Below are 17,388 nucleotides of genomic sequence, written 5' to 3'. Positions count from 1 at the left end.
TGTGAAATGGAAGTGAATCATGATCAAAAGTCGTACCAGCTTGTTACCGATGAGCTGGCGCTATTTAATGAAGAGTACTATCTTTCTGTATGGCGTATCTCGATTCCTACAACTCAAGACGTGACAACCTCTGAACGATTTAACACACTGTTTGCTTTTGAAAATCCTGATATCGAGCTTTCTGTAGATGTATCGGAGGAAGCGAAGGGAATCTGGTACTATCAACTGCTGGTGCCAGCCATGCTGACAACTCCCGATGCCGCTATGAGACGCATGGAAAAAGGAACAAAAGCCCTATCTGAATATCTAACGCAGCACAACATGCTAACTGAGTATGAGGTTTTACAAAGACAGGAAATATTTCATTACCTCAAACGCTACAATCCAGGTGTAATCATGGAGGTACAGTAAACAAGAGAATGCTTCAAAGGTATCCAACAGTGATCTGCTTCCAAGGAAGGGATCACTGTTTTTTTGGAAGGGAAAATTAGTTACAGCGGCCAATAAATCAGGTATACTTATTAAAAATAGAACATGGTTTCACTAGATGGAACGACCGTGAGAAGGAAGGGAATAGTCATGGAAGAACCCAAGGCAACCGTTCGTAGCGTAGAAAGGGCTTTAGATGTCCTTCTTTGTTTTACGGACGCAACGGAATTAGGATTAAGTGAAATCGCTGCTCGGATTGGTTTGCATAAAAGTACTGTACATCGGTTGTTGGCCGCACTTGAAAGCAAGGGATTTTTACAACGCAACGTTCAAACGGAAAAATACCGTTTAGGATTTCGCGTGTGGGAGTTATCAGCTAATTTGACCCGGGAGGATGATCCGGCAGTCATTTTATTGCCAGAGATGGAAAAATTGCGCGACCTATTAGGAGAAACGGTGAGCCTGTATGTCATAGACGGGCTTGAGCGCATTCGCATTCAGGCAGTGCAAAGCAATCAACCGATTAGAAGAGTAGCTCCCGTGGGGGCTAAAATGTCGTTGGCGGTAGGAGCTTCCAGTAAAGTACTGGTGGCTTTTGCGGATCAAAGGCTACTGCAAGAACTATTGACGTCTCCAAATTGGCCTGATTCGGTAGAGAAGCCTCAATATCAAGAACAGCTAAAACTGATTAAGCAAGTCGGATTTGCCACCAGTAGTGAAGAACGAGAGGTAGGAGCGGCAGCGGTGTCTGCCCCCATTTATGACAAACAGGGAAAGGTATTTGCTGCTTTATCTGTTTCTGGCCCATCAAGCCGATTAACGGAAGAGAAGATGAAGGAAATTGCGGCTCCCATCATGCATGCAGCCTTTCGGATGGGGAAAATGCTTATGTAGGCATCAAAAAGACTCGAGTTTAGTAGCTCGAGTCTTTCTTATTAGTTGAAGACAGAAAAAGTACAGGATTATCGCTTTTTAGGAGCATCACGCAGCGATTTGTTTATTTGTTTCCAGCGATTCTTTTCCGCCGCTTGTGCCTGTCTGTTCTCCTTACGTGCTAGAAAGGCTAGCTCACGCTGTAGCTTTACATAGTTTTGATAGCGCTTGTCTGTGAGCGTTCCTTCCTCCAATGCAGCTTTAATAGCGCATCCCGGTTCAGTTGTATGCCTGCAATCGTAGAAGCGGCAGCGTTCTGCCAATTCCTCTATATCTTTAAAGGTATCTGCTAAGCCTTCATTGGAATCCCAAAGCTGGAGCTCGCGCATTCCTGGAGTATCAATCATGAGGCCTCCAGATGGCAACAAGAATAACTCGCGATGGGTGGTCGTATGCTTTCCTCGATCATCACCGCTGCGGACTTCCTGTACAACCTGAAGCTGTTCCTTGCTTAATGCATTGACTAGCGAGGATTTTCCAACCCCAGATGATCCAAGTAAGGCAACGGTCTGCCCAGTTTGAACATAGGGGAGAAGCTGCTCCAATCCCTGATGAGCGAAAGTGCTAATCGCATAAATCGGTACTCCCAATGCTATCGATTCCACTTCAGCGATCTTGCTTTCAATATCCTCACATAAATCAGCTTTGCTAAGCACAATCACAGGATTAGCGCCAGATTCCCATGTGACCAGCAGATAACGCTCAATACGACGAAGATTAAAATCTAAATTAAGAGCATTAACTAAAAATACAGTATTTACGTTGGCTGCAACGATCTGTTCTTCGAGAGCATTGCCAGCCGCTTTACGTGAAAACTTACTTTGCCGTGGTAAAATAGCATGAATCGTAGCTTTTTGCTCTTCCCAGCGAGGCTGCATGACGACCCAATCGCCTATTGCTGGATAATCTTCTCGATCAAAAGCCTGATATCGCATTTTTCCACTAATTTCAGCCAGTAGCTCGCCGCCTTCAGTCATGACGCGATAGATACGTTTATGCTCTAAGGTAACTCGGCCTACAATATATGTAGGAAAAGAATATGCTGCAAAATGTTGTTCAAAGTTTTGATTCCAGCCTAATGTTTTGAGATCCAAAGTAGGACTCCTCCTCTAATCATGTATAAAGCTTTAGACATGACCACAGAAGAATCCGGTTTTAGGAAATATGCCCATGTTAACAGGATTCTCTGCGATCCCCACCAACAATTTGATTTTTGACAATGCTATTTCTCATAGTAAACATCTCCTTTCTGGTAAAAGCAGTTTGTTTCCAACAACAGTTTACTACATTTTTCTTATAAAGGAAAAAGGAAGTTATGCCTTTTTTCAGAAAGTTATTCGAGCTTTTTTACTCCGTGGCATGAAGCAGTAAGAAATTGATGTTACAAAACTTTTGTTTCATGAAACCTTGGTATAAAAAAATCCCCCGCTAATCAGCAGGGGATGTAACAACTCTCAAGTATTATTTGCTTTCGTCAAATAATTGACGAAGAACTGTTTGAAGGATACCACCATTTCGATAGTAGTCGATATCAACTGTGCTATCTAGACGAGCGATAGTTTCGAATTCAAATGTAGAGCCATCTTCGCGAGTACCTACAACCTTCAAGATCTGGCTTGGTTGAACTTGATCGCTGAGGCCAAGAATATCGAAGGTTTCGCGTCCTGTTAATCCTAATGTATGCCAGTTAGTACCTTCCAGGAATTGAAGCGGAAGTACGCCCATGCCTACCAGGTTAGAGCGGTGAATACGCTCAAAGCTCTCAGCAATAACGGCTTTGACACCTAATAGGAATGTACCTTTTGCTGCCCAGTCACGGGAGCTGCCAGTACCGTATTCCTTTCCAGCAATAACGACTAGGTTTTTGGTGTCAGCTTGATACTTCATAGATGCATCATAGATTGACATCACTTCATCGGTAGGAAGATACTTCGTTACTCCACCTTCAGTACCTGGAGCCACTTGGTTACGAATACGGATATTGGCAAACGTACCACGCATCATAACGTCATGAGACCCACGACGAGCACCATAGGAGTTGAAGTCTTTTCGTTCTACACCGTTTGCTTGCAGATAAACACCAGCAGGGCTAGTAGGTGTGATGTTACCGGCTGGAGAGATGTGGTCGGTTGTTACGGAATCACCAAGGAGTGCTAGGACGTTAGCGCCTTTGATTTCTCCAATATGACCAGCTTCTTTTTCCAGATTTTTAAAGAATGGTGGCTCTTGAATGTAGGTAGACTTGCTATCCCACTCATACAGATCTCCAGTTGGAGCATCAATTTTGTTCCAGCGTTCATTTGCTGTAAATACATGCTCATATTCAGCACGGAACAGGTCTGGATTCGTCGCTTTTTTCATCGCTTCATCCAGTTCAGATGGAGTTGGCCAGATATCCTTTAGATATACAGGCTTACCATCGTTACCAATACCGATAGGCTCTGTAGTTAAATCGATATTTACTGTACCGGCTAATGCGTAGGCGATAACCAATGGAGGTGATGCTAAGTAGTTCGCTTTTACCTGCGCATGGATACGGCCCTCGAAGTTACGGTTACCAGATAGTACAGCCGCTACTGTCAGATCATTGTCAGCAATAGCCTGACTGGTCTCTGTAGGCAAAGGACCGGAGTTACCAATGCAAGTAGTACAACCAAAGCCGACAATATTAAAGCCAATTTTATTTAAAGAATCGATTAGTCCTGCATCTTCTAAGTATTGAGCTGCTACGCGAGAACCAGGTGCCAAGGAGCTCTTAACGAAAGCAGGTTTGGTTAATCCGCGTTCTACCGCTTTTTTCGCTACGATCCCTGCGGCCAGCATTACGCTAGGATTAGACGTATTTGTACAGGAAGTAATCGCAGCGATCACCACGGAACCTGTTTTCAGCTCAGCTTTTTCCCCATTCGCATAGGTAACGTTAGCAGAAGTGTTGATTTTCTCTTCACTTAGTCCAAATCCGCCTTTTTCGATTGGAGTGCGGATGCTGGAGTTAAAGGATTCTTTCATACTCGTAAGTTCAATGCGATCTTGTGGACGTTTTGGTCCTGCAAGGCTTGGTACTACTGTAGATAAGTCAAGTGATAGCGTTTCAGAATATACAGGCTCTTCTGTGTCATCTGTGCGGAACAAGCCCTGAGCTTTGGTATAGGTTTCAACTAGATTGATTAGCTCTTCACTGCGACCTGTTTGACGCATATAGTCTAGTGTCAGGTGATCCACCGGGAAGAAGCCCATTGTTGCACCGTACTCTGGAGCCATATTGGCAACGGTTGCCCGGTCAGCAAGAGAAATATTAGATAGACCAGAACCGTAGAATTCAACGAACTTACCTACAACGCCTTTTTTACGAAGCATTTGCGTGATGGTAAGAGCTAGATCTGTTGCGGTAGATCCTTCTTTTAAAGTACCAGTCAATTTAAAGCCAACGACCTCAGGAGTAACGAAGTAAAGCGGTTGTCCAAGCATACCAGCTTCTGCCTCGATACCACCGACACCCCAGCCAAGCACGCCTAATCCATTGATCATGGTAGTATGGGAATCCGTTCCTACCAAAGAATCTGGATAAGCAAATGTTTCACCATTCACTTCACGATTAGCCACTACAGATGCTAAGTACTCAAGGTTAACCTGATGAACGATACCTGTAGCTGGTGGCACGACACGGAAATTATCAAATGCTGTTTGGGCCCAACGTAGGAAGCGATAACGCTCCTCATTGCGTTCAAATTCTAAATCCATGTTCGTTGCCAAAGAATTAGCTGAACCGAATGAGTCAACCATAACGGAGTGGTCAATTACCAAATCCACTGGGACAAGTGGGTTGATACGACGCGGATCTCCACCGTTATTCTTCATTGCCACTCGCATAGCAGCCAAGTCTACAACCGCAGGTACACCGGTAAAGTCTTGAAGAACGATACGAGCAGGCATTAATGGAACCTCTTGATTACTGTCACGGCCCTTCGTCCAGTTTGCGAGAGATGTAACATGCTCCTTAGTTATTGCACGATTATCAAATTGGCGAACAGCTGCTTCCAACAAGATTTTAATGGAGAAAGGTAATTTAGATACCTCACCGATTCCTTGCTCTTCCAAACCTTGCAAACGATAGTACTTATAGGTTTTGTCACCTACTTGCATGGACGATTTTACTTTGTAATCATCTTGAAAAGCCAAAAGAATAACCCCCTTCGAGCAAATAAATTCAACTAATTACATAATTCCTTACCTGTTTGTTTCACTAGATGAAACCACGTTTCGTTTCCGTTGCAAATTTATTATACTCGAAAGCTTGTTACTCTTCCACCCTATTTTCACAAAATAGTAACAAAATTACCTAATTACCGATAAATTTGGCGAATAAGCTACGTGCAGTGGCGATATCGTCGGTATTTTGAACGAGCACACGTCCGTCTGGAAAGATTACTAAAGTGTAGGGATCGATGTAAAACCGCAATAAGAAACGATTCTGTTCCACAGTTCCAAGTGGAGCGAGTCGTTTTGCTAGTTGAGACAAATCAAGCGTAATTGCTTCACGAGGGCTTAGTTGTACCGTATCTCGACCACATAAGGCTGTAGCGAGTTCATCATCAGGACTAGTCTCCAGAAACTCAAATTGTCGTTGTCCACAAGTAGGGCAGTCCGGACGCTTCGCTTTGAGAACTTTAATTTGCTGGTGGGTATTATTCCATAAATCGAAATGCTCCAGATGAGGATTGTAGGCATTTGTTGCCTGTAAAAGGATTTTAAAAGCTTCTGTCGCCTGATAAGAGGCAACCACATGTATGATTGGGCCAATTACGCCGGCTGTATCACATGTGGCGGTTGTGCCTGGCTTCGGTGCTTCGGGAAATAGACAACGTAGGCAGGGGGTTTCACCAGGACGAATAGCAGTATATGTTCCAGTTGCGCTAACAGCTCCGCCATAAATCCACGGGATATTATGTTTAACCGCTACATCATTAATAAGATAGCGCACCTGAAAGTTATCGGTAGCGTCTAAAATAAGATCAACATCGGATAAATATTTTTCGGCATGAAAAGCAGTAACATCCGCTACGATAGGCTCCAATGCTACATCTGAATTTATTTTAGATAATTTCTCATAGGCGGCTATCGCTTTTGGCAAATGCTGTCTCGCATCTTCCTCGTCATATAGCATTTGACGTTGTAAATTGCTTGGTTCTACAAAATCTCGATCTATAAACCGTACAAACCCGACGCCAGCACGAACGAGATGGTTGGAGAGCACTGTTCCCAGCGCTCCCATCCCAACAATGGCAACACGACTATTGCGCAAACGTTCTTGTCCAGCCACTCCGATCGGGGCAAATAAAATTTGTCTCGAATATCTGTTCTCAGTCATGATTTCTATGCTCACTCCATCCTAACAATCAGAAAATACACTACTTTTTCTCACTATCCAAGTCAGCGATTGGATTCCAAGGCCCTAGCTGATGCCCTTTCCACTCGTTTCCATCCTCCCACATTTCCTTTTTCCATATCGGGACGATTTGTTTTAAACGCTCAATCGCATAGCGACCAGCTTCAAAGGAATCATTACGGTGTGGGGAGGAGACAGCAATGACTACTGCGATTTCTTCAATTTGAAGATCGCCAATTCGATGGTGGATGGCTACACGTATATTTTCCCAGCGCTCATGAATTTCTGCCTCGACCTGTTTAAGCTTTTCGATGGCCATGGGAATATAGGCTTCATATGAGAGGTAGACAGTACGCTGACCTTGCGTCATTTCACGTACTGTGCCGATAAAGGTTAAAATAGCTCCGCAGTTACGGTGAGAAACTAGTTTGATTAAAGGTTCTACCGAGAGAGGGGCTTCTGTGATCGCAAAACGTGGCTCTTCGCCTCCGCTGACAGGAGGGAGAATAGCTACTTCGTCGTTTTCCTTTATAATAGTATGGTGATCTGCGTACTCTTGATTGACTGATACAAAGCAACTGGATAGCAGTTCCTTCAAAGCCGGATATTCATGTGGCAGCTTATCGAGTAAATCTTGTACGGTACTAGAATCAGGTAATTCGATCTGTATGCTATTTTGTCCGGCGCGTTCTGCTAAACCGGCGAATAATAATAGGGTAACCTGCATGTTATTAGCCTCTTTTCTTTCGTTCTGCTTACTATTTTCCGTTTCTCTCTTGAACATACCATATCACTATGGCGAAATGAAGGGCGGAAGCTAAGTCATGAAACAATCGATCCCTTCTTTTAGCGGAAAAAGACAAAGAAGGCGAAACGTGGAAGAAAGTAGTAGGAAGATTTACTTATTTGATTAGTCAAATCGAATACATTAGCATAGAATCAAACAGAGATAGTACGTTTGTAAAAAAGGAGAAATCATTTATGTCTACACACGATCAGCTTACACATTTTAACGAACAAAACAGGGCGCGCATGGTAGATATCTCAGATAAAGATGTTACGAAACGTGAGGCGGTTGCTAGAAGCCGTGTTGTGATGAAGCCGGAGACCTTGCTACGCGTAAAAGAAGGGAAAATCAGCAAAGGGGATGTACTGGCTGTAGCACAAGTAGCGGGCATTATGGCAGCAAAAAAAACCTCAGATATGATACCAATGTGCCACCCTTTAGCCCTAACCGGCGTAGATGTTACATATGAATTTGAAGGGGAGGATACGATCGGGGTATGGGTTAAAGTGAAAACAACAGGGAAAACAGGAGTAGAAATGGAAGCATTGACGGCTGCGAGTGCTGTAACACTCACGATCTACGATATGTGTAAGGCAATGGATAAGGAAATGGTTATTGGCCCTACCTATCTGGTGAAAAAAACGGGTGGCAAGAGTGGAGACTATGAGCGGGTAGAGGGATAGATGCACATCATGCAGAGAGAGTAGCCAGCGTTTCATTATGGATTCATCTATAAAAGGAGCCACCTTTTCTAGCAGTAGAGAAGGTGGCTGATTTATTATTTGTTTTCCATATGAAGTAGCTGCCCAGTTTTTGCATCTATCGTTTTTGCTTCGGTGTCATCTGGTAAGACCGTATATACTAACCGGGGAATACCGTTTTTTGGGGATAAAATATAAGCTAATTGAAACGGATAGCTCTGAATATAAGCCTGCGTAGCTTCCTTAATTGATAGAATGCTGGATTTGGTAGGTAATAATGCTGGATCAAAAGAACTGCCCTTATAATTCGTGATTGTACCTGTATCCATATCGACTGTGACATAGTAAGGATGACTAATCACAGGAATGCCTTCCTTGCTAGGATAAAAGGTAAAAATAATAAAATTTTTATCGATAGTTTCCTTGTTGGTGTCCAGATAAAGCTCCTGTATTTGTGCAGGGACGATTTGTTCGAGGAAAGCGATCGCCTTTTGCTGTGCTTCTACTTTATTGATTGGAGAAAAAGTAAGATTTGCTTTTGATTCTGATTCAAAAGAGTACCCAAGAAGCTGGCCACTGAGAATATCTATTCCAATCTGACCAAGCTTTCCTGTGTTATCTTTCCAATAATACTTTTGTTTTCCCTGATAGGATGAGCCATTCTGTATGCTAAGTGTTTGTGGGTCCAGATTGAATAAATCAACTAATATGGCATGTACGTCTTCTTCTGACTCGGCAGAGAAATGTTTTCTTGAAGCAAGGGGTATTGTTACCCCACTTGATTTATCAAGCTGTTTATAGGAAGAATGTAGCCATTCGCCGCTCTTAGCATCGATATATCCATAGATAGCCGGTTGATAACCCAATACATATTGATTTTCAGCTACTTTTTGATAAACAAGGTGCATTTCTTTTTCCATAAGCTCATCTACTTTCGCTTTTGGTAATACATCCTTAGGAAGAGGAAAGCGAAGTGGATCAATATCTTCCATAATATTACCCTGAATAGAAGAAGATACGTCTTCTGTTTGAACATTAATGGATAGATTTATATTTTGATCGAGAATAGGAGTATTATGAACCATGCGATAATACACTATTTTAGAATCTGCAGTTTTCTCTGGACTACTAAAGCCTTGAAAGCCATTGATAGAATCGCCAAGTCTTGGCTTTAGAAAATCGTATGCGATTTGTTCAAGCTTAGTCATTTGATGCTGTTCTACAAGAGGACTCGCTTTTTTTTCGACAACCTGCTCAACTGGCTTTTCATTGACTGATGCAGAAGCGGGATTTTGTGCTGGCTTTTGATCTCGATCCTTTACTAGAGGTGGTGCTGGCACTCGATCTGGTACTTTGATCGGAGTATGGGTAGGGACCTGAACAGTTGGACGAATTGTTGGACCTTTTCTCTCTATAGGAGGTTTGGAAATAGACGGATCGTTGTGTAACGGTTCCTTGACAATAGGCTCTGTTTGTGCCCATTCCATTGGTTGTTGACGGAGAGGGGAACCGAGCCAAACGACTAACATGACGGCAACACCAATACAGGATATTTTTGCAGTGCGAAGATACCAGATGTGAGCTCGTTTTCTTTTTGTGAGACTTTTCATGATCGCCGCTTCACACTCCTCAACAAATTCAGAGCGTGGATGTAAATCCTCTCGTTGCTTTAAAGCATGCAAGATCTCTTTTTCACTTGGCAAGTTCATCGTATAATCCTCCCATCGAGGGAATAAGGCATTTTTTTTGCATAATCTTCAGGGCACGATGGTAATCGACTTTTACTTTTGCCTCGCTACACCCTAAAATTTCTGCGGTTTCCTTTATAGAAAGCTCTCGTAAACCGCGGAGGATGATGACCATTCTATGCTTTGGCTTCAGTGACTGAAAGATTTGCTGTAGGTTCTGCTGTAATTCCTTTTGCTGTAATTCTTTTTCAGGCAATCCAAATGTGGCCGGTATTGTTTTTATCCACATGTCCGAAAAGACATATTTGAGCTTTTTTTTCCGATAATGATCGATTGCGGTATAACGAGCGATGGAAAGTATGTATAGCTTTAGCGGAGAACGTCCATCATAGCTGGACAAAGAACGGAATAATCGAATAAATACCTCCTGAGTCAAATCCTCTGCTTCGTTTTGATCACCTGTAAAATAGACTAGAAATTGATAGATGTCCTGATAATGAGTACGGTATATATGCTGGATATGCTCCTTTTCGTCTTCCGTCAAGGCATAACTCCCCTCCTGGATAAAAGCCATCCTCAACAGGTAAGGATGGCTTTGTGGAGTAATTACTTCAATATAAAGAATTATTCTTTTACTGGTTTTCCGGTAATTCCATCGATTGCTATATCATTATCTACTGTGTAGGCAAGATAGGCATCCCCATCTTTGCCAGTTGTACTTGCAGTTACGTAGACAAGCTTAAGTGGAGTATCTTTTAGAATGGCTTTTACAGCTGTTTTTGCATCAATAATTGAATCCTTGTCTGGTAGTTTTTTAGAAGTTTCACCTATTCCACGGATGGCGGTTACTTTACCAGTAATTCGATTCACTGTTACTGTATAAGAACGGTCAAAAATCTCAATACCTGCATGAACAGGACTTATTTTGTAATCAACGACAACATTATTCTCACTAAGCAAAGCCGATGACTCATTAATCAATTCTTTTACATCGTCACCTAGGTATTTTTGAAGAGTATTGACAGCAAGCGTTTGACCTTCTTCTATAGAAATTTTAGCTTTTGCACCTTCAGGCATTCTTTTATTATCGATTACAACATCTATTACCTGATTTTCCTTTGTTGCAACCACGGCCATCCTTTCTTTATTTTTGTACCACATGTATAGTTTTTGTCCATTGTCCATTTGTTCATCTAAGGTTAATCCAGTTACATCAAAATCAAGTACGGACTTTAGAACTTTGGCTGCTTCATCGGACGTTTTAGCTACCAATTTTTCTCCATTTTGCTTAGTCGGGTATGGATCAGAAAAAATTCTGTCATGGAAGCTGATAATTCTTTCTCCTGTTTCGGCATTCACATAAGGAGTCTCTAAGAAGCGATAGATTACTTTCCCATCGTTAGCTTTAATGAATGGATGAATTACTTTAGCTAATGCCTCTTCCGCTTGTTCCTTACTGATTATCTTTTCCGGCTTTGGTAAGTCTTCATCAGAGCTAGTTGGGGATTTCTTTACCATTCCGATAATATCTCCATTTGGATTGATACGAAGATAATAATAATCATCATTAAGTGTAATGCCGCCGATCATGCGATTAAAGGTGATATTAATCCAGGAATAGGTGCCATCGTTCTCTCCTCCTGCAGGTTTAATATTTCCGCTAACCTTATACTGATTGGCACGATCGCCCAGTAATTTTTTCAGAAAAGCCTTGCCTTTTTCCGTTGCCATTTCCTTGTCTACGGGTTCTTTAGAGTAAATCTCTTCTCTATCAATGTCGAATTCTTCAATGACTCCTGCAGAATTTAATACGATTTTAACCGATGGGTACAGCACGCCTTTTTCTTTAGAAAGAATAATGCGAGTGCTCCCTTCAGAAAACTGACTTATCTCCATTTCGGTAAACTCTTTTAATTCAGGAAGAACTTCAGTCAGTTGTTCGATTGATTTTTTTACGACCTGATCTAACTCCTGTATAGTTTGAATTTTTTCAGGTTCTTCTGAAATTGTTTTGGCACTAGCCCATACCGGAGTTGATGAAAGCATAAGAGCTGCCATAAGACTCAAGACTGTTTTATTCGTTGATTTTTTCATAATTATCTTCCTTTTCTTTTCATTTTTCTTGCTCACATACAAGGTCGAGAATAAAAAAAGAAAAGTTACAATTATTTTTTAAAAAGGAAATTTTATAAAAACGAACTTCTTCAAGGGAGTGACAATAGAGGGGGCACACGGTGGGAAGAAGAGGTCCCCAGCTTGCTTCAAGCTGAAGTTACGCAGGGAGGAGCATTTATCTGAGTAAAATTGTATTGAAAGGGCATGCTGTTTACGCGTGATTGTCGACATTCTAATGAAAAAAAGATAAACTTTTCTATAATTCACACAAAAAAGCACATCAATTTATTGGAAAGAGAAATTTTTTGTAAGGAGTTACGTATTATCAGTTAGACCAATGACAGAAGCTGCTTTTAGGCATAAGTAGCTTTGGAAAATTCTTGATACAAGGTAATCATCATGACATAATGTTTCGTATAGCGAAATAAAAACAGTAGGAGGAGGTTGCCGTGATTCTATGAATGAGCTCACTGATCGATTGATGGACATGTGGAATTTATACATCGGGATTTTTACACAAGAGCTGGTGGAGAGCGGCATTACTAAACCTCAGATTATGGTGATTCATCAAGTAAAAGAAAATCCGAAGACAATTGGAGAAATAAGTAAAAGTCTAGAATTATCCTATAGCACCGTTTCTGGCATCATTGATCGTTTGGAAAAGGCGAACTTAGTAATTCGCAAGCGAGATCATAACGACAGACGCATAGTCTGGGTTTTTCTTGCTCAAGATTTTTCTCAGCTTCAAAAACGATTTCCACTAATGAAAGATCAGTACTTACCCGAATTATTTGAGGGGATGAAGGAACATGAACGAAAACAAATTACTCAATCTTTAGAATTGCTCAATCATTATCTTGAGAAAAAATATCATTCCTTATTAAAGGAGAGAGGGAACAGAGATGAACATATCAAGGTTTGCGATTAATCGACCCGTAACCATCGTGATGCTGGCATTAGCCGTCCTCATTTTTGGATTCGTGTCGCTACCCAAATTGGCGGTAGAACTCTATCCTAACCTGAACCTGCCGGTTGCTGTTGTTGTAACCTCGGTTGAGGGCGGGACACCTGCATCAGTGGAAAAATTAGTAACAAAGCCTGTAGAGGAAGCATTAGGGACTGTTCCTAATGTAAGTAAGTTATCGTCGTTTTCCATGAGTGGAGCCTCACAGGTTATCGTCCAGTTTAATTGGGGCACCAATATGGACCAAGCCACGCTAAACATGCGTGACAAGGTAGACCAGGTGCGGGGAGCATTGCCAGACACGGCTAAAGCGCCGCGCGTTCTTAAGCTAGACCCAAATAGTGAGCCAATCATGACGTTTGCACTAACAGGTAATAATGATATTACGAAGCTAAAGGATTTAGCTGATAATGTTATTAAATCTCGAATTGAACGTATTGATGGAGTCGCTTCTGTCGGAGTTAATGGTGGGAAGGAACGTATCATTGAAGTAACGCTTGATTCTGACAAAATCACTGCTTACGGTATTACTTTAGAACAAGTACAGCAGGCTTTAATGGGGACTAACCTTTCTGGAGCAGCTGGTATGGTACGTGAAGGAGATAAAAAGCTAAGCATTCGCGTCCAAGGAGAATATACAACGATTAAGGATATTGGTGAAACACCTATAGTGGTTGGTGCTTCAACTATTCCGCTAAAAAATATTGCTTTTGTCGAGGATACGTATAAGGAACAAACCCAGTTCAGTTATTATAATGGGAAACCGACTGTAGGAATTTCTGTTACAAAAGCTTCAGGTGGAAATACCATTAAAGTTGCAGATGCAGCCAAAGTAGAGATTGAGAGGCTAAAGGAGAATCTGCCACCAGGTACTGAGATTTCCATGATCACGGATTCTTCACAGTTTATTAAAGATTCAATCTACACAGTGGCTGAGCATGCCTTGATAGGGGCGGCATTCTCGACCATTATTCTACTCTTGTTTTTAAATAGCGTTCGCTCTGTTTTAATTATTGCAGTTGTAATTCCGATTTCTGTAATTGCTACCTTCTGCTTAATGTATTTTACGGGTCAGACAATCAACCTGATCTCGCTTGGTGGTTTAACACTTGGACTAGGCTCGTTGGTTGACTTCGCTGTCGTTATCCTAGAAAATATTTTCAGACATCGACAGGAAGGCAAATCAATGGTGCAAGCTGCTCGTTTTGGTTCCCAAGAGGTGGGAACAGCGGTCATGGCTTCTGCTCTTGCCCAAATTTGTGTATTCTTGCCGATCATGTTCGTTGAAGGATTAGCTTCTCAATTATTCGGACCATTGGCACTAACGGTTGTGTACTCACATATAGCGGCACTTTTAGCATCTATTGCTCTTGTGCCTATGATGTCAGCACGAATTTTGAAACGCATCCCGGATGAAGAAATCTACCATTCTGGAACGTATCGGGGCTTCAATCCGATCACATGGTTTAACATTGGCTTTACGAAACTTTCTCATTACTATGGAAGATTCCTAAAATGGGCAATCAATTGGCGTAAGACCGTTTACCTTGCTGTAGCCCTTATGTTTGTGGGTGCTATCATTTTGACACCGTTTATTGGAGCGGAATTTATTCCTTCCATGGACCAAGGAAAAATTACTGTAGCTGCGAAACTAGCTAATAACACGCGCATTCAGGAAACGGAAAAAGTTATTAACGAACTTGAAGGAATAGTGAAAAAGGTACCTGAACTAAAAGAATTGTATGTATCCATTGGGAGTGCGGGTGTATCTGTGCTAGCGAATAGTGCTACGAACCGCGGAGAGCTACAGCTTACCCTAGTAGATGCAAAAGAGCGTACACGTACCACAGATCAAATCATTGATGACTTACGAAATCAGGTTAAAAATATACCTGGTGCAGAAATTACGGTTAAACATTTGGATGGCATGGGTGGCATGGGCGGTACGCCACTGGAAATCAGCTTACGTGGTGATGATTTAGAGGTATTAGATGATATCAGTAATATTATTATGGGTGTGGTCGGCAAGGTTTCTGGAACGGCAAACTTAACCACTTCTTTAGAAGAAAAAGACCGAGAGTTCCAGGTAGTAGTCGATCGTGAAAAGGCAAGTCAATATGGCCTAAGTACACAACAGGTTCTGTCATATGTACGGACGGCTTTTGAAGGGCAAACCTTAACTCGTTATCAGACAGGTGACGATGAGGTTGACGTAAAAGTTCGTTTGCCAAAAACGATTCAGGATGAACCAAAGCATTTAGAGCGTTTGACGGTTACTACTCCTAGCGGGGCGCAAGTATCAATAGGTGCTATTGCTAAAGTGGAAAAAGTGGAAGTAGCACAAATGATTAAACGTGCGGATCAGACTCGTGAGGTTACCATTACCGCTGATACTAGTGGTCGTGACCTGAACTCGATTATGGGTGAGGTTCAAGAAAAACTGGCACAATTGAATCTTCCAGATGGATACCATATTGAATACGGCGGTCAGTCTAAAGATATGGAAGAATCCTTTGGCAGTCTAGGTCTAGCGATTCTCTTGTCTATTGTTCTTGTCTACATGGTTATGGCGAGCCAATTTGAGTCTCTATTTAGTCCGTTTATCATCATGTTCTCTGTGCCGCCTACCTTTATTGGGGTTGTGGTTGGATTGTTTGTGACAGGTCAACCATTGTCAGTACCAGCCCTGATTGGTTATATCTTGTTAGTAGGTATTGTTGTAAATAATGCGATCGTTCTTATGGATTACATTATTACAGCTCGCAAGGACGGTTTAGATCGAGATGCTGCAATCTTAAAAGCTGGTCCAATTCGTCTACGTCCGATCATGATGACTACGTTAGCAACTGTTCTAGCCATTACTCCACTAGCATTTGCAGGTGGTTCCGGTAACGAATCCCAAGCTCCAATGGCAGTGGTGGTTATTTTCGGTCTAACATTCTCCACGCTAATCACTCTTGTACTTGTCCCTGTTGTATATGTCACATTTGATAACTGGGGCCGTAAGTTCAAGAATCGTTTTAATCGGAAAAAGAAGAATACGCCTACTGTAGTAGAAGAAGTGTAATGAGGTAAAGGAGGACTAACAATGGTAAAAAGTAAATGGGGCTTACCGCTTATACTCGTTGCTGCTTTAACAGTAACGGGGTGCACGGGCGAAGAACCGGCTGCAGCTCCTCAGGTTGCCGAGGCGGAAGCGCCAACTCCGGTGCAAATAAGCCCAGCAATAGAAGATTCTATCGCTTCAGGAGCAGGCTATACTGGTAAATTGGCTCCGAGCCAGGAAGTAAAAATTTCACCAAAAGCACCAGGTAAAATTCAAACCCTAAATGTAAAGCTGGGTCAATATGTACAAAAAGGCTCTGTACTATTTACGCTAGACCAAGATGACCTCAGAAATGCGGTTCGTCAGGCCGAAGCCCAGTATCAGGTGTCGGTAGCGGGACTCAGCCAAAGTGGTACTAGCACAGCACAATCTGTTGAAACAGCTAAGAATGCATTAGCACAGGCAGAGCGTGCCTATCAGGATGCAAAGCGTGATGCCACTCGAAGCCAAGAGCTATTTAATCAAGGAGCCCTGGCTCAGCAGCAGAATGAACAAGCGCAAGCAGCATTGAAGAATGCGGAAACTGCTTTTAATAACGCAAAGGTAGACTATAACTCAGCCTCTAAAAAATCAGGCATCGTGGTTTCAGAAGCATCTGTTAACCAAGCGCGAGTTGCGCTTGCCAGTGCCCGTGAGCAGTTGAGCAATTCTACAGTAGCAGCTCCAATCTCTGGCTTTGTAGCTCAGGTGGGGGGACATGTGGGAGAAATAGCTTCGGGGCAGGTCCCAGTTGTTGTTCTGGTTAACACCAATCCACTCTTAGTAAAAGCAAACTTATCAGAGGATGAAATTACTAAGATAAAAGTAGGGGATCGTACAACGGTTGAATTGACTGCCTTGAATAAAAAAATAGAGGCAACAATTACCGCTATCAGTCCTACAATGGATCAACAGTTGAAAGCATATCCAATCGAAATCACTGTGCCAAATCCGAAAAACGAATTAAAGGCAGATATGGTTGTTAATTTAAAAATCCAATCAACCTCCAGTAAAGCTCAGAAGGCTGTTGCCATTCCACGTAAAGCTGTGTTCGATGAAAACGGCAAAAAGTATATATATAAAGTGGAAGGCGATATCGCTAAGAAAGTAGCTGTAGAAACTGGCGAGGAATCAAGCGATCTAATTGAGATTAAAAAAGGTGTTTCTTTGGGAGAAAAAGTAGTTATCAGAGGCCAGTCCATGCTTAAAGACGGAGGAAAAGTTGAGATTCAAAAAATGGATTGACAAAAACTAGCTACACTAACTAGTATAAAATCATTGTTACAAACGACTCCTTTCT

General features: G+C 42.1%; 13 protein-coding genes. 6 read left to right on the top strand and 7 right to left on the bottom strand.

What is annotated here, in order from left to right:
- Positions 1-6 precede the first annotated feature (6 nt).
- Positions 7-411, top strand: coding sequence for a hypothetical protein (locus GOP56_RS12360; RefSeq protein WP_003334797.1), 405 nt, complete (start codon positions 7-9; stop codon positions 409-411).
- Positions 412-579: 168 nt separating this feature from the next.
- Complete coding sequence (locus tag GOP56_RS12355) at positions 580-1,323, top strand: IclR family transcriptional regulator (protein ID WP_022585977.1); 744 nt, start codon at positions 580-582, stop codon at positions 1,321-1,323.
- Positions 1,324-1,391: 68 nt separating this feature from the next.
- On the opposite strand, the gene rsgA is transcribed toward GOP56_RS12355, so the two are convergent.
- The 4 genes from rsgA to moaD form a co-directional block, all read right to left on the bottom strand.
- On the bottom strand, positions 1,392-2,456 hold the full coding sequence (gene rsgA / locus GOP56_RS12350; protein WP_163245736.1) for a ribosome small subunit-dependent GTPase A: 1,065 nt from the start codon (positions 2,454-2,456) through the stop codon (positions 1,392-1,394).
- A gap of 367 nt (positions 2,457-2,823) precedes the next feature.
- Positions 2,824-5,541 carry an aconitate hydratase AcnA gene (acnA, locus tag GOP56_RS12345; RefSeq protein WP_003334801.1) on the bottom strand — a complete coding sequence of 906 codons (2,718 nt, stop codon included), beginning with the start codon at positions 5,539-5,541 and terminating at the stop codon, positions 2,824-2,826.
- Between the two features lie 160 nt (positions 5,542-5,701).
- Entirely contained in the window at positions 5,702-6,730 is a 1,029-nt protein-coding gene (locus tag GOP56_RS12340; protein WP_163245735.1) for a ThiF family adenylyltransferase, read from the bottom strand.
- A 40-nt stretch (positions 6,731-6,770) separates the two neighbouring features.
- Positions 6,771-7,475 (bottom strand): molybdopterin converting factor subunit 1, encoded by a 705-nt coding sequence (gene moaD, locus GOP56_RS12335; RefSeq protein ID WP_163245734.1) that lies wholly within the window; start codon positions 7,473-7,475, stop codon positions 6,771-6,773.
- Between the two features lie 254 nt (positions 7,476-7,729).
- Between moaD and moaC the strand changes: the two genes are divergently transcribed.
- Positions 7,730-8,218 (top strand): cyclic pyranopterin monophosphate synthase MoaC, encoded by a 489-nt coding sequence (gene moaC, locus GOP56_RS12330; protein ID WP_003334804.1) that lies wholly within the window; start codon positions 7,730-7,732, stop codon positions 8,216-8,218.
- Between the two features lie 95 nt (positions 8,219-8,313).
- Here moaC and GOP56_RS12325 read toward each other — a convergent pair whose 3' ends face one another.
- The 3 genes from GOP56_RS12325 to GOP56_RS12315 all read right to left on the bottom strand — a co-directional run bounded on the left by GOP56_RS12325 (position 8,314) and on the right by GOP56_RS12315 (position 12,018).
- Positions 8,314-9,945, bottom strand: a complete 1,632-nt coding sequence (locus GOP56_RS12325) for a YcdB/YcdC domain-containing protein (protein WP_163245733.1) — start codon at positions 9,943-9,945, stop codon at positions 8,314-8,316.
- Positions 9,929-10,468, bottom strand: a complete 540-nt coding sequence (locus GOP56_RS12320; protein WP_068793561.1) for an RNA polymerase sigma factor — start codon at positions 10,466-10,468, stop codon at positions 9,929-9,931. Before GOP56_RS12320 ends, GOP56_RS12325 begins: the two co-directional genes overlap by 17 nt.
- A gap of 80 nt (positions 10,469-10,548) precedes the next feature.
- Entirely contained in the window at positions 10,549-12,018 is a 1,470-nt protein-coding gene (locus GOP56_RS12315; RefSeq protein WP_163245732.1) for a YcdB/YcdC domain-containing protein, read from the bottom strand.
- A gap of 478 nt (positions 12,019-12,496) precedes the next feature.
- Here GOP56_RS12315 and GOP56_RS12310 point away from each other — a divergent pair, with 478 nt between their 5' ends.
- Genes GOP56_RS12310 through GOP56_RS12300 form a run of 3 tightly spaced genes read left to right on the top strand, consistent with a single transcriptional unit; the run spans position 12,497 to position 17,333 of the window.
- Complete coding sequence (locus GOP56_RS12310) at positions 12,497-12,967, top strand: MarR family winged helix-turn-helix transcriptional regulator (protein WP_096887614.1); 471 nt, start codon at positions 12,497-12,499, stop codon at positions 12,965-12,967.
- Positions 12,942-16,070: an efflux RND transporter permease subunit gene (locus GOP56_RS12305; protein WP_163245731.1), complete on the top strand. Its 3,129-nt coding sequence runs from the start codon at positions 12,942-12,944 to the stop codon at positions 16,068-16,070. The genes GOP56_RS12310 and GOP56_RS12305 overlap by 26 nt, the downstream gene beginning before the upstream one ends.
- 21 nt (positions 16,071-16,091) lie before the next feature.
- Positions 16,092-17,333: an efflux RND transporter periplasmic adaptor subunit gene (locus tag GOP56_RS12300; RefSeq protein ID WP_003334810.1), complete on the top strand. Its 1,242-nt coding sequence runs from the start codon at positions 16,092-16,094 to the stop codon at positions 17,331-17,333.
- The last annotated feature ends 55 nt before the right edge of the window (positions 17,334-17,388 follow it).

It is taken from the genome of Brevibacillus sp. 7WMA2 (genome assembly GCF_010748895.1).
Taxonomy (GTDB): domain Bacteria; phylum Bacillota; class Bacilli; order Brevibacillales; family Brevibacillaceae; genus Brevibacillus_B; species Brevibacillus_B halotolerans.
The sequence above is the reverse complement of the archived record's forward strand: the minus strand, read 5'-3'. Positions and strand labels throughout refer to the sequence as shown.

Excerpts from the sequence above, each read along its gene's own strand:
- GOP56_RS12360 (WP_003334797.1), top strand. The coding sequence starts at position 7 with ATGGAAGTGAATCATGATCAAAAGTCGTACCAGCTTGTTACCGATGAG.
- GOP56_RS12355 (WP_022585977.1), top strand. The coding sequence starts at position 580 with ATGGAAGAACCCAAGGCAACCGTTCGTAGCGTAGAAAGGGCTTTAGAT.
- GOP56_RS12340 (WP_163245735.1), bottom strand. The coding sequence starts at position 6,730 with ATGACTGAGAACAGATATTCGAGACAAATTTTATTTGCCCCGATCGGA.
- moaD (WP_163245734.1), bottom strand. The coding sequence starts at position 7,475 with ATGCAGGTTACCCTATTATTATTCGCCGGTTTAGCAGAACGCGCCGGA.
- moaC (WP_003334804.1), top strand. The coding sequence starts at position 7,730 with ATGTCTACACACGATCAGCTTACACATTTTAACGAACAAAACAGGGCG.
- GOP56_RS12325 (WP_163245733.1), bottom strand. The coding sequence starts at position 9,945 with ATGAACTTGCCAAGTGAAAAAGAGATCTTGCATGCTTTAAAGCAACGA.
- GOP56_RS12315 (WP_163245732.1), bottom strand. The coding sequence starts at position 12,018 with ATGAAAAAATCAACGAATAAAACAGTCTTGAGTCTTATGGCAGCTCTT.
- GOP56_RS12310 (WP_096887614.1), top strand. The coding sequence starts at position 12,497 with ATGAATGAGCTCACTGATCGATTGATGGACATGTGGAATTTATACATC.
- GOP56_RS12305 (WP_163245731.1), top strand. The coding sequence starts at position 12,942 with ATGAACATATCAAGGTTTGCGATTAATCGACCCGTAACCATCGTGATG.
- GOP56_RS12300 (WP_003334810.1), top strand. The coding sequence starts at position 16,092 with ATGGTAAAAAGTAAATGGGGCTTACCGCTTATACTCGTTGCTGCTTTA.